The 14,051-nt window shown below is 52.0% G+C and carries 10 protein-coding genes and 1 pseudogene; 6 read left to right on the top strand and 5 right to left on the bottom strand.

What is annotated here, in order from left to right; all coding sequences use genetic code 11:
- Nucleotides 1-120: 120 nt before the first annotated feature.
- The gene (locus ACYSTU_RS11970) at nucleotides 121-1,032 is read right to left on the bottom strand and encodes a LysR family transcriptional regulator (RefSeq protein ID WP_498998701.1); all 912 of its coding nucleotides are present in this window, start codon (nucleotides 1,030-1,032) and stop codon (nucleotides 121-123) included.
- A gap of 727 nt (nucleotides 1,033-1,759) precedes the next feature.
- On the opposite strand from ACYSTU_RS11970, the gene ACYSTU_RS11965 reads away from it, so the two are divergent.
- The 3 genes from ACYSTU_RS11965 (at nucleotide 1,760) to ACYSTU_RS11955 (ending at nucleotide 5,499) form a co-directional block, all read left to right on the top strand.
- The gene (locus tag ACYSTU_RS11965) at nucleotides 1,760-2,815 is read left to right on the top strand and encodes a tartrate dehydrogenase (protein ID WP_122611017.1); all 1,056 of its coding nucleotides are present in this window, start codon (nucleotides 1,760-1,762) and stop codon (nucleotides 2,813-2,815) included.
- 93 nt (nucleotides 2,816-2,908) lie between these two features.
- Nucleotides 2,909-4,264 carry a dicarboxylate/amino acid:cation symporter gene (locus ACYSTU_RS11960; protein WP_122611016.1) on the top strand — a complete coding sequence of 452 codons (1,356 nt, stop codon included), beginning with the start codon at nucleotides 2,909-2,911 and terminating at the stop codon, nucleotides 4,262-4,264.
- A 137-nt stretch (nucleotides 4,265-4,401) separates the two neighbouring features.
- A complete protein-coding gene (locus ACYSTU_RS11955; RefSeq protein WP_498998696.1) occupies nucleotides 4,402-5,499 on the top strand; it encodes a sugar diacid recognition domain-containing protein in 1,098 nt (365 codons plus the stop codon).
- Nucleotides 5,500-5,592: 93 nt separating this feature from the next.
- Here ACYSTU_RS11955 and eno read toward each other — a convergent pair whose 3' ends face one another.
- The gene (gene eno, locus ACYSTU_RS11950; protein WP_498998693.1) at nucleotides 5,593-6,882 is read right to left on the bottom strand and encodes a phosphopyruvate hydratase; all 1,290 of its coding nucleotides are present in this window, start codon (nucleotides 6,880-6,882) and stop codon (nucleotides 5,593-5,595) included.
- 345 nt (nucleotides 6,883-7,227) lie between these two features.
- Between eno and ACYSTU_RS11945 the strand changes: the two genes are divergently transcribed.
- Nucleotides 7,228-8,358 (top strand): glycerate kinase, encoded by a 1,131-nt coding sequence (locus tag ACYSTU_RS11945; protein ID WP_498998690.1) that lies wholly within the window; start codon nucleotides 7,228-7,230, stop codon nucleotides 8,356-8,358.
- A 312-nt stretch (nucleotides 8,359-8,670) separates the two neighbouring features.
- On the opposite strand, the gene ACYSTU_RS11940 is transcribed toward ACYSTU_RS11945, so the two are convergent.
- The gene (locus ACYSTU_RS11940; RefSeq protein WP_498998687.1) at nucleotides 8,671-9,597 is read right to left on the bottom strand and encodes a DUF4435 domain-containing protein; all 927 of its coding nucleotides are present in this window, start codon (nucleotides 9,595-9,597) and stop codon (nucleotides 8,671-8,673) included.
- Entirely contained in the window at nucleotides 9,594-10,895 is a 1,302-nt protein-coding gene (locus tag ACYSTU_RS11935) for an AAA family ATPase (RefSeq protein WP_498998684.1), read from the bottom strand. Before ACYSTU_RS11935 ends, ACYSTU_RS11940 begins: the two co-directional genes overlap by 4 nt.
- 461 nt (nucleotides 10,896-11,356) lie before the next feature.
- Between ACYSTU_RS11935 and ACYSTU_RS11930 the strand changes: the two are divergent.
- Nucleotides 11,357-11,617, top strand: a pseudogene (locus tag ACYSTU_RS11930) (transposase); the annotation flags it as partial.
- 393 nt (nucleotides 11,618-12,010) lie between these two features.
- Complete coding sequence (locus tag ACYSTU_RS11925) at nucleotides 12,011-12,364, top strand: hypothetical protein (protein WP_498998680.1); 354 nt, start codon at nucleotides 12,011-12,013, stop codon at nucleotides 12,362-12,364.
- Here the strand turns inward: ACYSTU_RS11925 and ACYSTU_RS11920 are convergent.
- Nucleotides 12,361-13,392, bottom strand: coding sequence for a hypothetical protein (locus ACYSTU_RS11920; protein ID WP_498998677.1), 1,032 nt, complete (start codon nucleotides 13,390-13,392; stop codon nucleotides 12,361-12,363). The genes ACYSTU_RS11925 and ACYSTU_RS11920 overlap by 4 nt on opposite strands.
- Between the last annotated feature and the right edge of the window lie 659 nt (nucleotides 13,393-14,051).

Below are 14,051 nucleotides of genomic sequence, written 5' to 3'. Positions count from 1 at the left end.
TCATGGCCCTTCCAAGATCACGTATTGCCGGCAAGTTCTACATGCCTCTGGCATCAGGTCTGGGCCCCGTGGCGCTTTGCCTGCGCTGTTTGCGGTCCATCAGGTTTTAAGTTAATAGGATCATTCAGCTTCGCTCAAATGATCGATATGAGCAAAGCGCTCGACCAGAAAGTCGATCAGGGTGCGAACCCGTGCAGATAGCTGCAGTTGCTGGGGGTAAACTGCATAGACATCCGCGCGGGTAGGCGTCTGATCTTCAAGGATTAATTGCAAGCGGCCGCTTCGCACATAGCGCGCAATGTCCCATTCTGCTCGCATAAGAATGCCGTAACCCTCTAACGCCCAATTCAAGGCCACCTCGCCGTCGTTGCAACCCAGTGCGCCATGCACTTTGATGTTTTGAGTACGGCTACCTGCTGCGAAACTCCATACGCCATAAGGCGTCTCGTTTTGCCTGATGAAAATGCAGTTGTGCTGCTGCAAATCTGCCAGTCGCTCAGGTGCGCCGTGCTTCTGCAGGTAAAGGGGAGAGGCACAGAGCAAACGACGATTGGATGCGATTTTGCGAGCATGGAATGCAGCATCCGGCAGTGTGCCGAAACGGATGCTCAGGTCAAACCCGTGGGTCGTCAGATCCAGTGGGTGGTCGCTGATCTCCAGTTGTATCTCAACCTCAGGATAGTGGCTGTAAAAGGCTGCCAACGCCGGCCCGATATAGCGCCGACCAAAGCCGAGCGATGCGTTGACCCGAATAAGTCCTTTTGGTGTGGCCCGACTGCTACTGACCATCTGCTCGACCTCATCTATCTGCGTAAGGATTCGCGCCGCATGGGAGAAGTAAAGCTCACCCTCAGTGGTTAGGCTCATTGAGCGGGTGGTGCGATTGATCAGACGAATGCCCAGCCTAGCCTCCAGCGCCGATAGACGCTTGCTCACTGCCGGAGGGGTGACCCCCAGCTCGCGAGCCGCAGCGGCTAGGCTGCCTTGGTTGGCAAGCAGGTAGAAAAACGACAGGTCTAAGGTCTTGCTCATTCATGACTCAAAGTGATGTATAGGGCGCTTATGTATGATTGAAGCATTATCAATACATATACCCTTCCCATGCCCTGACTGAACAGCATTTTCAACCTGTAAAAGCAGGAGCCTTAGATGAAGGTTGTGGGCGAACACCTCCATCAGTGCTGCGCCCGATTCTTTAAACCTCAGCTGCAGTCTCGGAGCAAAGAAAAGGCCCCTCCGTCGCATCCGCGCACGACGAAAGCATTTACCTCTCCAAGATTTCTACTGGCAGGCAAGGGCATTTTGACTGCCGGATCAGGTTTGGGTGAGTTGCAACGCCAGAAGGGGCGTGTGTTGCGGGTCTCTCCACTTCGAAAGAAGCCTCCGCGCAGGGCGCCATAGTGGTGGCATTAACATGGCGTTGATGTGGCTAAATAGCGGCGTGGCGCTATCTTCCTGAACGATCAGAGGGGAGGCGACACTTGACAGTTCTTTAGAAACTTAGCGCCAAGGCGGGGCCGAGCGCCCATGAAGCAGTGACTATTATTTTCAACAATCCGCGCCGTCCGGGATGCCTACCTGAAGGCCCGATCTCGACCGTTTGTGCGGGTAAAAATAGACGAATGATTGATAACTTAAAGTAAATTATGTAGTGATTTTAAGTAACTCACACCTTCGAATTCAATACTTATACTCCGAACACACCCTGATCGAACGACTCCGTTTGACGGGCAAAACAAAACTTACAAAGGTGTTCCCAATGACTGCGTACAAAATTGCTTCGGTTCCTGGTGACGGTATCGGCATTGAAGTTATTGCTGCCGGGGTTGAAGTCCTCAAGGCGCTGTCCAAGAAAGTCGGCTTTGAAATTACCTTCAAAGACTTCGACTGGAACTCGGATAACTACCTGAAAAATGGCTACTACATTCCGGAAGGTGGCCTGGAAGAACTCAAGACTTTCGATGCCATTTTCTTCGGTGCCGTAGGTGCGCTGAACGTTCCTGACCACATTTCTTTGTGGGGACTGCGTCTGCCTATTTGCCAAGGCTTTGACCAGTACGCAAACGTACGTCCTGCCCGTGTGCTTCCCGGCGTCAAAAGCCCGCTGCACAATGGTGATCAGATCGACTGGGTCGTGGTGCGTGAAAACTCTGAAGGTGAGTACTCGGGCAACGGCGGACGCGTACACCGTGGCTTGCCAGAAGAAGTGGCCACTGAAGTCTCTGTGTTCACCCGTGCCGGTGTTGAGCGTATCCACCGTTTTGCTTTCCAGTTGGCCCAGAGCCGTCCGCGCAAGCACTTGACTATGGTCACTAAGTCCAACGCCCAGCGCCATGGCATGGTGTTGTGGGATGAGATCTTCTACGAGGTGGCCAAGGACTTCCCTGATGTGAAGATCGACAAGGAACTGGTCGATGCCGTTACCACACGCATGGTGCTTAAGCCATCCACTCTGGATGTGATCGTGGCGACCAACCTGCACGCCGATATCCTTTCCGACCTCGCCGCCGCCTTGTCAGGTAGCCTGGGTATTGCACCGACTGCCAATCTAAATCCTTCGCGCCAGTTCCCGTCGATGTTCGAGCCGATCCACGGTTCCGCCTTCGACATCACCGGTAAAGGCGTCGCCAACCCGATCGCAACCTTCTGGACTGCGGCCATGATGCTCGAGCATCTGGGCGAGGCTGCGGCCGCCAAGGAACTGATGTCCGCCATCGAAGCTGTTACCGAAAGCGGTTTGCACACGCCTGATTTAGGCGGTACAGCAACCACTCGGCAGATCACCGACGCTGTAATCAAGCTGATTGGCCGCTAATTCATAGTAATAACTACGGCATACCGCCAAGGGAGGGGTCATTGATCCAGCCCTTGGCATTTCCTGACAACAATAAAAAATCAGGGCCCCGTCATGAAAAGAATTTTGGGAAAGCTCTACGTTCAAGTTTTGCTAGCCGTGATCCTCGGTGCCATCGTGGGTGTAGCGGTTCCTGAAACCGGTGAAGCACTGAAGCCCTTGGGCGACGCCTTCATCAAACTGATCAAGATGCTCCTTGCACCGGTGATTTTCCTCACGGTGGTAACGGGCATCGCCAAGATGGAAAACATGAAGGAGTTAGGGCGTGTCGGTATGCGCGCACTAATCTACTTCGAGGTGGTGTCGACCCTAGCACTGGTGGTTGGTCTGGTGGTGGTGGACGTGTTCAAGCCCGGCGCAGGAATGAACATCGACGTCGCGACGCTGGACGCTTCAAGCCTGGATACCTATACCACCGCAGCGAAGCACACGACGTTCATGGATTTTGTGATGAACATCATCCCGAACACCATTGTCGATGCCTTTGCCAAAGGCAATGTACTGCAGATCCTATTGTTCTCGGTGCTGCTGGGCGTCGCCCTGGCACAGGTTGGCCCCCGCGCAAAATTCTTCGTCGACACGCTTGATAGCCTGATGCAGGGCATGTTCCGAATGGTCAACATGATCATGCGCTTGGCCCCCATTGGCGCATTCGGCGCGATTGCCTTCACCATCGGCAAATACGGCTTCGGCTCGCTGTTCTCGCTGGGCAAGTTGATGGCCTGTGTCTACCTCACCTGCATCGTGTTTGTGATCTTCGTGCTCGGTCCCATCTGCCGCATGAGTGGTTTCAGCCTGTGGAAGTTCCTGCGGTTTATTAAGGAAGAGTTGTTCACTGTGCTGGGCACCAGTTCATCGGAGTCGGTACTACCGCAGATGATTTCCAAGATGGAGAAGGCAGGGGTTTCCAAGCCGGTTGCTGGCATGGTGATTCCGGCGAGCCTGACGTTCAACCCGGATGGGCAGGCGATCTACTACACCATTGCAGCCATCTTCATTGCCCAGGCCACCAACACACCATTGACCTTGATGGACCAATTGATCGTGCTGGCCGTGCTGATGTTCACCTCCAAGGGATCGGCCGGGGTGACAGGTTCGGGTTTTATCATTCTGGCGGCCACCCTGGCTTCGCTGGGAACCATTCCGGTCGCTGGCATGGTGCTGTTGTTGGGTGTCGACCGTTTCATGTCTGAAGCGCGTGCCATCACCAACACCATTGGCAACGGCGTCGGCACCATGGCGATTGCCAAGTGGGTAGGAGCACTGGATACGGCGAAGATGAATCGTGCACTCAACGGTCAGCCGGAGCCTGATGAAGTGACGCCCCCTGTCGCCAGCCAATCCGCGTCCCATGACGCTCATAGCAACGGCTCTCAACAGGTGGGCCTGGCGCCTGCTTTGAAGGTCTAAGCTTCTGCAATCAGAAGTTTGGACTGGCTCAACGTCGGCTCCTTCCCGGAGTCGACGTTTTCTTTTTAGCCGACCTTCAATTTGAAATCAGGTAGCTGCGCCGGTCGCGTGACGAGTCATTTTCAAAGGTAAAAACAATGTTTGAGTTGGATCATGTGCTTGCGCAGGACATTGTCGATCGAGCAATGCTCATCCTTCCTTTCAATGTCAATGTGATGGACTGCCAGGGCTTGATTATAGGCAGTGGCGAGCCCGAGCGGATAAACACTCGTCATGAGGGTGCACAGCTAGTTCTGGCGAACCAGCGCGTGGTGGAAATCGATGTGCAGTCGTCTCCCTGCCTCAAAGGGGTCCAGCCAGGTATCAATGTGCCCCTCATGCACGATGAACGCTTGATTGGCGTGCTGGGCCTTACCGGCGATCCGCATACGCTGCGTACTTACGCAGAATTGCTGCGCATGACCGCTGAAATGCTAGTTTCGCAACGGCACCGCGAAGTGCAGTCGCAATGGCGCAAGCAGCGCAGCGACGACTTGCTGGCCTTGCTCTTGGGGGATGCAGGAAACTCTCCTCGCTTGTTGGACGAAGCGCAGCAGCTAGGGCTCAAACACCAGCTCACGCGCACGCCACTTTTGATTGAGTTCGCGTCTAACCAGGTCGCAGCGATGGTGAGTGAATGGCTGCTGGGGCGGGTTCCGGACAGTTGGTGTCTGAGTCCGTCGCCTAATACGGTCCTGTGGTGCTGCCCCGCCGTCAGCGGGGTCGATCCTCACAAGTACCTGCAAAAAATGCAGAGCCAAGGCTGGACGCCTGTTCGTGTGGCCATCGGAGTGCCTGTCCAGGGCATGGAGCGGCTACGCAAAGTCTGCGCGCATGTGACGGCGCTAGCGGCCTATGGTCGTGCCGTTTTGAAGACGCAGCGGCTTTTGCTGCTGACGCGCTTGCGTCTGCCGGCAATATTATGGGCTCATCGAGAAGAGTATGTGGTCGAGGAACTACTGGCCGTCGTCAACAAGGTGCGTGCCAAGGACAGCAATGGTCAGTTGATGCAAACGTTGCGAAGCTGGTGTGAGCACAGTGGGCAAATCCAAACCTGTGCAGATGCCCTAGGCCTGCATCGAAACACGCTGCGTTATCGGATGGATAGGATTTCAGAGATCACCGAAATGGATTTGAACAAGCTAGATGACGTGATTGTTTTGTACCTGGGTGTGCAACTGATGTCTGACGGTTGAGCCTCGATGTTCAGCGTAAACAGGCGCAGACTTGCATCAGCGCCTGAGGTTAAAAGGTTAAACGGTTCGCCGATATCAGCACTCGGCATAGGTTCAGCGAATACCTGCGCCGTAAACCGCGAAGGCGCCCAATGCTTCTTCTATTCGCAGTAGACGATTGTATTTGCTCACTCGGTCCGACCGGCACAACGATCCGGTCTTGATCTGTCCGGCCCGCGTGGCGACGGCGAGGTCGGCAATGAAGGTATCCTCCGTTTCCCCGGAGCGGTGTGAGATGACCGCTTTGTAGCCCGCCGCTTGAGCCATGCGGATGGCGGCCAGGGTTTCGGTCAAGGTGCCGATCTGGTTGTATTTGATCAGCACCGAGTTGGCGATCCCTCGATCTATCCCTTCCTTGAGGATGCGCGTGTTGGTGACGAACAGATCGTCGCCGACCAGTTGCACATGTTCGCCAAGCTGGGCGGTCAGTTTTTTCCAGCCGTCCCAGTCACTTTCGTCCATGCCGTCTTCGATAGAAGTGATGGGGTAGCGCTCACAGAGTGAGCTCAAGTAACGGGAAAAGTCTTCGGAGTCGAATCGACGATCTTCACCCTGCAGATGGTAGAAACCGTCCTCGAAGAATTCGGAGGCTGCGCAGTCGAGCGCTAGGGTAACGTGCTGTCCCAGCACATAGCCTGCCCGCTCCACGGCTTCTTGGATGACCAACAAAGCGGCTTCGTTGGAGGGCAGCGAAGGGGCAAATCCGCCTTCGTCGCCAACCGAGGTACTCAGGCCTTGAGCGCGCAAAACGGCTTTCAAGGAGTGAAAGATCTCGGCACCCATGCGCAGTGCCTCGCGAAACGATGAGGCTGAAACCGGCTGAATCATAAACTCCTGAATGTCCACATTATTGTCGGCATGTTCGCCGCCGTTAATGATGTTCATCATCGGTATCGGCAAGGCGTACCGTCCAGGTTGACCGTACAGGGAGGCCAGGTGTTCGTACAGCTCCAGGCCCTGGTGCTTTGCGCCAGCCCGTGCGGTGGCCAGCGATACGGCTAGCGTCGCATTGGCGCCCAAGGCGCTTTTGGAATCTGTGCCGTCCAGTTTGATCATGGCCTCATCGACGGCCTTCTGGTCCAAGGCACAAAGCCCTTTGACCCGTGCGCTGATCACGCCCTTGACGTTTTCCACGGCGCGCAGTACGCCTTTGCCCAGGTAGCGAGCCTCACCATCGCGAAGCTCCAGCGCTTCTCTCGAACCCGTCGATGCGCCAGAGGGCACACTGGCGGAACCGGTCACACCGTTGACCAGTGTCACGCTGGCTTCTATCGTCGGATTGCCGCGTGAATCGAGTATCTCGCGAGCGTGAATGTGCGCAATGGCAGAGGTTTCAGGTGTCATGGAGGGTCTCCGATTGAGTGATGCGTGCAGGGCGCGGTTGGTTGGCGTTTTCGAGCAGTTCTTGCTGTTCTGCTCGTAAGGCACGGACGTCGAAATCCCGTGGCCAATCAGTCATGGACTCTCGGGGAGTCGGCATTTGTACGGCTGGGTGCTGCTTCGAAATCATTGGACGTCACTCTTTTTGATATTGAGGGACAACTATTACCTGACCAAGCCTACGCCGCGATTCGGGCGAATCCTTTAGGCGCGCGAACAAAAGCGCTTGCCTGTGCTTGTGCCTGGAGCTGGAGCCTAAGCGGTTCGCTGATGTCAGCATGAGGCATCACCTATCGCCGGAGAGCGCTCATGAAAGTCGTCATAGCACCTGATTCATTCAAGGACAGCCTAAGCGCCGATGGCGTTGCACAAGCCATTGCGCTGGGGCTGGCTGAGGTGCTGCCCAACGCTGAATTGGTGCAATGCCCAATGGCCGATGGCGGCGAGGGAACCGTGGAGGCGATTCTGGCGGCCCTGCACGGTGAGCGTCGTCACGCCAAGGTTAGAGGGCCTTTGGGTGTTGAGGTCAGCGCCCGTTGGGGATGGCTTGCGCAGACGCAAACCGCGGTCATTGAAATGGCTGAGGCGAGCGGCCTGCAACTGGTGGCCCTAGAGCAACGTGATGCCTGTCTCAGCTCCAGCTATGGCACTGGGCAACTGATCCTTGATGCTCTGAATGCCGGGGCCGAAACAATCATCTTGACGATTGGTGGTAGCGCAACCAACGACGGTGGTGCGGGTATGCTCAATGCCTTGGGCGTGCGCTTCCAAGATGGAAGTGGAAGGGAGCTGACGCCAGGCGGCTTGGCTCTTTCTGGTTTGCGTAGTATCGATTTGAGTGAGATGGACCCCCGTCTGCATAGTACCCGTTTCGAAGTGGCGGCTGATGTCGATAACCCCTTGTGCGGTGCCCACGGCGCTTCATTTACCTTTGGTCGACAAAAGGGGGCAAGCAGCGAGCAGATCGAACAGCTGGATCAGGCATTGACCCATTTTGCCGATTGTTGCGCTGTCGTGCTTGCGCAGGATGTTCGCGACTTTCCGGGCGCCGGGGCAGCCGGAGGCATGGGGTTCGCCGCGAAAGCGTTCCTGGGGGCCGGTTTTCGGCCGGGCGTAGAAGTGGTGGCCGAATTGGTCGGGCTTGCCGATAAGATCAAGGGTGCAGACCTAGTCGTCACTGGCGAAGGCCGTTGTGATGGTCAAACATTGCGCGGTAAAACCCCTATGGGGGTAGCGCGTATTGCGCGTGAGCAAGGCGTACCTGTAGTGATTCTCGCCGGCACGCTCGGTGAGCGCTACGAGGCGCTGTATGAACACGGCGTCAACGCTGCTTTCGCGTTGGTGTCGGGCCCCATGAGCCTCGCCGATGCGTGCCAGCAAGCACCTCGACTATTGCGCGAACGGGCGCGGGATATTGCTCGTCTCTGGCGGCTTAAATAGCTATTTTCGGCCTGCAGGCAACTGAGAGGTAAACGTCCGCTTCTGGCCGAAAGCGGTCATTCATAAGCGTCTGCTTCCGGCCAAAAGCGGACGATCATTGCAGCCCACGTAGATAATGTTAGGAGCTGCTCAAATCCTAGATCAAAAACCATCTTATCGTTTAGACGAAAGGGGCGACTCTCTCATTCAGATGAATAAATACAAAGGCGCTCGCCCCCAGCTGACTCTAGAATTGGACGCCTTCTTTCGTTACCTATTTGCGCATTAGGGCAGGTTCGACCACGTTTTTTACGACTAAGTTAGCAGCGATGATCACCCTAGTGATTTAAGCCTAGCTTTAATGTAAGCGAAATCTGGCAGATCAACATATCCACGCGCAAGACCTCGTAAATGCGCAGACTGAAAATTTTCGCGCCATCTATAGAGGCATTTCTTATTATTGCCGCCCGAGCAATATTGACACTGAACTAAATGGCCAGACGCACACATCTGAGGGAGATTAGAGATATAATCATGCAGATAATCACAGAACAAATCCAACAGCCACTTCCCCTTACAAATTAATGTGAGGTTTTGCCAGTCTCGTGCAATATTTAGAGTGCTAGCAAATTGTTCAAGTGCTGGCTGCTTGGCCATAATCTTGGCATATGCACCATTCAAAAAAACAGAACGCACCTTGTCTGCATAACCGATTTCAGCAGAGTAGCCCCGAACACAAGACTTCTTCAATGCTTCGAGAGAAACCTCGTATACCCCCATCAGTCGGTTAACAATATCGCGGAAAATTTGATTAGTGTCGGTCTTGTGCAATAGTTCGTCAGATACATTAAGCACAGATGAAAGTATCCGGCGGATCGTCTCCTCGCCAACGAAATGACTTTCGATTGAGTAGAGGTCGAGTGTCAATATTGCGGGACTAGCGGGCATGTCATTTCTAAAATAACGCGCATCTCGGTCAATAATTCCAACTACGTGCTTTGAAATATCCGTATTTCCAGCGACAAGCTCAATTACATCAATATTGGAAATGACACCCTCACACCCTTCTTTTTCGGTGAGAATATTTTCGCTCGCAATAATTTGACAAGTTACCTCTGCTTGCTTTGCAAACGACTCGTATAATCTAATATCATCAAAGCCCTCAACGATAACCAACGGCCTTTCACCCATCATAGCTGCCTTAAGCAACTCGACAGCTTGAAGTTTGAGGTCCTCCGGAATCAACGCAACATTGCTCACAGACTACTCTCCTGCGGGACAAGTTTGACAAGGGAGTCAAGAGTATCGCTTGAGATTATTGGGCTGTGTGTCGCCACTATTATTTGTGTATTCGGAACGAGTTCGATAATTACATTCATTAATATCCGCTGCCACTTTATGTTCAGCGATATTTCTGGCTCATCAATAATGAGGAATTGCCTGCTCCGACCAACTGTTACTACCAGCGCTAAGAACGTTAGAATATGCCTTTCGCCACTAGACAGGTAGTTAACCGAGTGTTCCGAGCGCCCTACCAAAACCTTGAGTTGATTATCGATGATTTCAAGTTTTTTCCCGCCAATCAAAAAATCATTAAAGGTATCTATCAGATGGTTTATCGAGCTTAATAATTGCTTTTCAACTTGAAGCTCACCAACCATATTAATTATTAGCTTGGCGAATATTTCATTTTTTAGAAGTGGAGCTACGTCGTCCTCCCTCTCAATCTGCTTCAAAGTTTGGATAACCTGGCTCTTGAATGTATTCTCGGGCCCTGCTGCCAGCGCCTCTATAATCCGGTCCCGGCTCTTAACTAAGGCTCCGCTTATCTCTCTGACAGAAGTATCAGTGGGTAACACTGGACCTAACTGCCCATCAATAACACTTGCTAGAGTATCGAATAAAGCATTTTGTATTTTTTCAGTAGCTACGCTTTTAGCGAGTCTGTACTGCTCAAGAAGGAGTGATTCAATGTTGCCAATTTCGATGCTTTTTACAAATAAATGCTGCTCATTTACATCAAGCTCTTGATTGCGATTTCTGCTCTTAATCTGTTGAGCTCTATTTAGATGCTGCGCGAGATCATAAGCAAATTCTTTGTTGTCAGGGTAATACCGCGACTCCCTGACATACTCTCTTTGGCGCATTAAGAAGCGATGTATTATTTGCGGGTCAATTCGAATTGGCTGTGTAGCAAGCCCGCGTTCTACACCAATAGACAGAGAGCGCGATTTCCCTAGCGGTGAGTTTTGTAACTGGGACCAATCATACCTTTCGCTGGCGGGAGATTCGCTTTCGACTTCGGTTGAAATCAACGCTATGGTTATTTTTTTAGTTTCATTCTCATCAGTATATTCGATCGTAAGCTCTTGAACAGACTCCTCTAGTAACGCGGACGTTTGCTGGTTGAGTGCGGCAAATAAAAGCTTCAAAAAAGTAGTCTTACCGCAACCGTTGTCTCCGTAAATTATAGAAACAGGGTTATTCGAAAACGAGACATCAACTGAACGCTCGGGGTGTTGAAAACCTTGAACTTTGAGGCGAGATATCCTTAACATTTATGCAATCCCTTATCAATAATCTTAATATTTTTTGTCACATCGAATTCAAATGATGCCATTTTGACATTTCTCTGCGTTCTCTGCCAAGCCTTGCAGACCTGCGCGCATACGCCATACACCGCCCTACCAGAGGGAGGGCTCGCAAGCAGTATGCCTGAGAAATATGGCATATTATTGCGAAAGCGATGATGGTGAGTTAGGTCTCGCGCTAGGAAGACAGGCTACAGATGAAGCTCAGTGGGACGTCGGTCGATGATGCTAGAACTGCCGTAGCCAAATGAAGGCGTGTGTGGTGCCTTAGGCATTCTTGAAACACACTATTTTGGTAAGGCTCTCGACGTGACTGGAGCTGACGTATTAAGCCATTTAGCGATATTCCGCTTTTGGTCCAGAGTGTGTAAAAACAGCTTCGCAAACCCTTGCCATGATTTCTGAGAATTTCATCGTAAGGATAGCCCATGAAGCGCTTTATCCGAGGAGGGCATCGAGGCCAAAGCACCTTCCTACCAGAGAGCCTCGACGATTACGTCGCGGATATCAATCTGTTGCGCGTAGTCGACGCATTTGTCGACGAACCTGACCTGATCAAACTGGGTTTTGAAAACGCCATGCCGGCAGATACTGGCAGGCCGGCTTGCCATCCCTCTGTCCTGCTGAATATCTATATCTACTCCTATCTGAACCGCATTCAATCGAGCCGGCGACTGGAGCGAGAAGCCATTTAGTGCCCCCTCTATTGCTGCCCCGAGCGCTTGCTGGTTGTGCAGCAGCAATGTCAGAGCATCTGCCGTGGCGGAGTTTGAGTCTGAATCAAATGGCATGAGGACTCGTCCTTGGTGTTGAATTAGGAAAGCCTAGGTCATCGCATCGTCGGCGAAGGTCAATCACTAATTTGGCAAGCGTTATTTGCGCGCCGAAACAAGTCCAGATGAGACTGGCCAGATCACCAAACGGCAAGTACTCATAGCTGGCATCCCACTCTCAAAGGGAAGAGCACTTTATCGGGCAGCGTCCTGATGCGAAAAATAAACGGTGGGTCTCCTAGAAGACAGATCGAAACTCCTAAAACTGGTTGGCAAGATGCGCTCACATCAACCACTACCGGAGTCACCATGTATCATACCCCTACCCTCGACGACGCCTGCTACATGCTCACAGCCCTAGACAGCATTCCTCGGCCCTATGGAGACAACGAAGGCGATCCGATCAACAGCGACAGCGTTTACTATTCGTTGTCAGCTGAACACAAAGCGATGGTGGACCAGGTCGAAGACGTGCTGAAAATCTACACCCGCACGCCTGATCAGCAGCCCAATAATCGCGCAGTTCGCTACCTCCAAAATCGAGGATTTAAGGCTTACCTTGGACCAGACCAATACGACCCATATCGTTTGGTGGGAGCTGTACAAACGCAGGAGTGGACTCTTGTGATCTCCGACCAAAAATCCTACGAAATTGACCTCTAGATGTCGTCAGCATGTATGTAGGTACCGTCTTTAAGGCGGTACCCTGGCACAATGCCGAAATCTGGATTTGCTTTGCGCTCTATTTCCCGATTGTGAAGTACTCTGCACAGTTTAAGAATGGTGGAGTCGCCTATCTTTATATCGGTTCTTTTACTTTCATGGATCTCTTTATTCAAAGCCTTGGAGATATCCTCCATGGCTCTATTTGCGCTTTTCCACAGGGGCCGAACACCGTCATCCCCTATGGTTCTTAAGGTGTAAAATAATTCTCTGACCCTAATTTTCCCCAAGTTAACTGCATTATCACTTGCATGACGCTTTTCGAGATGAAGTTTTGATTTTCTTTGGGTGGAAACCTCATCAAATCGTTCCATGATGTATTCAGATGACTGATACATTCCCAGCATGTGATTTGCATCAAGCAGATAACTATAGGCCTCGGTCGTCAGGCCGTTTTCCGACGCTTGCTGTGACTGTATAAGTAATCCACAAATTCCGAAAATGGCTGCCGGTGTTTGATGAGGCGTATCCAAGGTTTGGGAGATGATTTTAGCGACCTGTTTTTCATCAGAATAGGTCATTGCATGCCTAACAAATAAAAACAAATCATCGCCAGGATTGCCTTGGCTAGCTAGCGCTGGAATCACGCCTCTTCTAAAAATCACATTCAACATCTCCTTGAGCTTTGATTCGCCATTCTGATTGCCATCTTCGATAAGCATTTTCAAACCCGGAGAGATGCGAGCTTCGAAATACTGTTCAAAAATTCTGATGGCCCAGCCCCAGAGCCGGTTCAACTCGTACTCATAGGAGCGAATCGAGCGTGTTTCCTTGTGTATGGTAACGCTCAAATCAGGATACTCAGGCAGTACGACCTCCCGTATGACCTTGAAAAGCTCATCAATTTCGCGTTTTTGAGCATTCCAAATATCGAATCCTCTACCTTGGCGATCTTGGGAATTCCGGTGCTGACGAATCAGCTCTAGGAAAAGATCGTGCATTATTTTCTGATCTTCGGGGGAATCCACTCGACGCTCCGACACTTCTGATTATGTGGTCGAAAGTAGTGTATAGAAGGTTTGTCAGAGCCCCAAGCCCCCTACTAACAGCGCCTCCGGCTCCCTATTTCGAAGTTTTCAGCATGCTTCGTATCGAGGACACCAGCCTTGATCAGAGCCTGCAGAAAATCTTCATCGATGGCCCGCTTGTTACATGGATCTAAAAGTGCGGAGTTTCGTTGATCTATGCCTTGACGATAGAAGCAGTAGCTCATAATAAGCGCTGTGTTAGGTGGTTCAATCGGCGCTCGAGATCCCTTAGCCCGAAGTCACGACGACTGCTACTGCTACTGCTACTGCTACTGCTGCCAGATAATGCGCTGCTCGCTAACCCGTGCGGGAGTTCTTTATCGCGAATTGAATGCCCGTCTGACCGATTGTGCTGAAAAAATCGGTCCCTCTAGACTGCCCACGCATTAACTGCTGAGAATGCCCTTATCGCGCGCAGCGTACGCGAAATCTGAAATCTTGGACTTTAGGTTTTTGGCGCATTAAAAATGGTCATCTGGAACAAGAATGGGAAAGATGCGCCACTCCGGTGCGAAAATTTACTCAATGAATGAGCGATTGAGCTAATCTGATCTGAGTACGCGAAAATGCTTTACGAAAAACTCACTCAAGGACGACTA

It is taken from the genome of Pseudomonas glycinis, from assembly GCF_054871425.1.
This window is presented reverse-complemented; position numbering and strand designations above follow the sequence as displayed.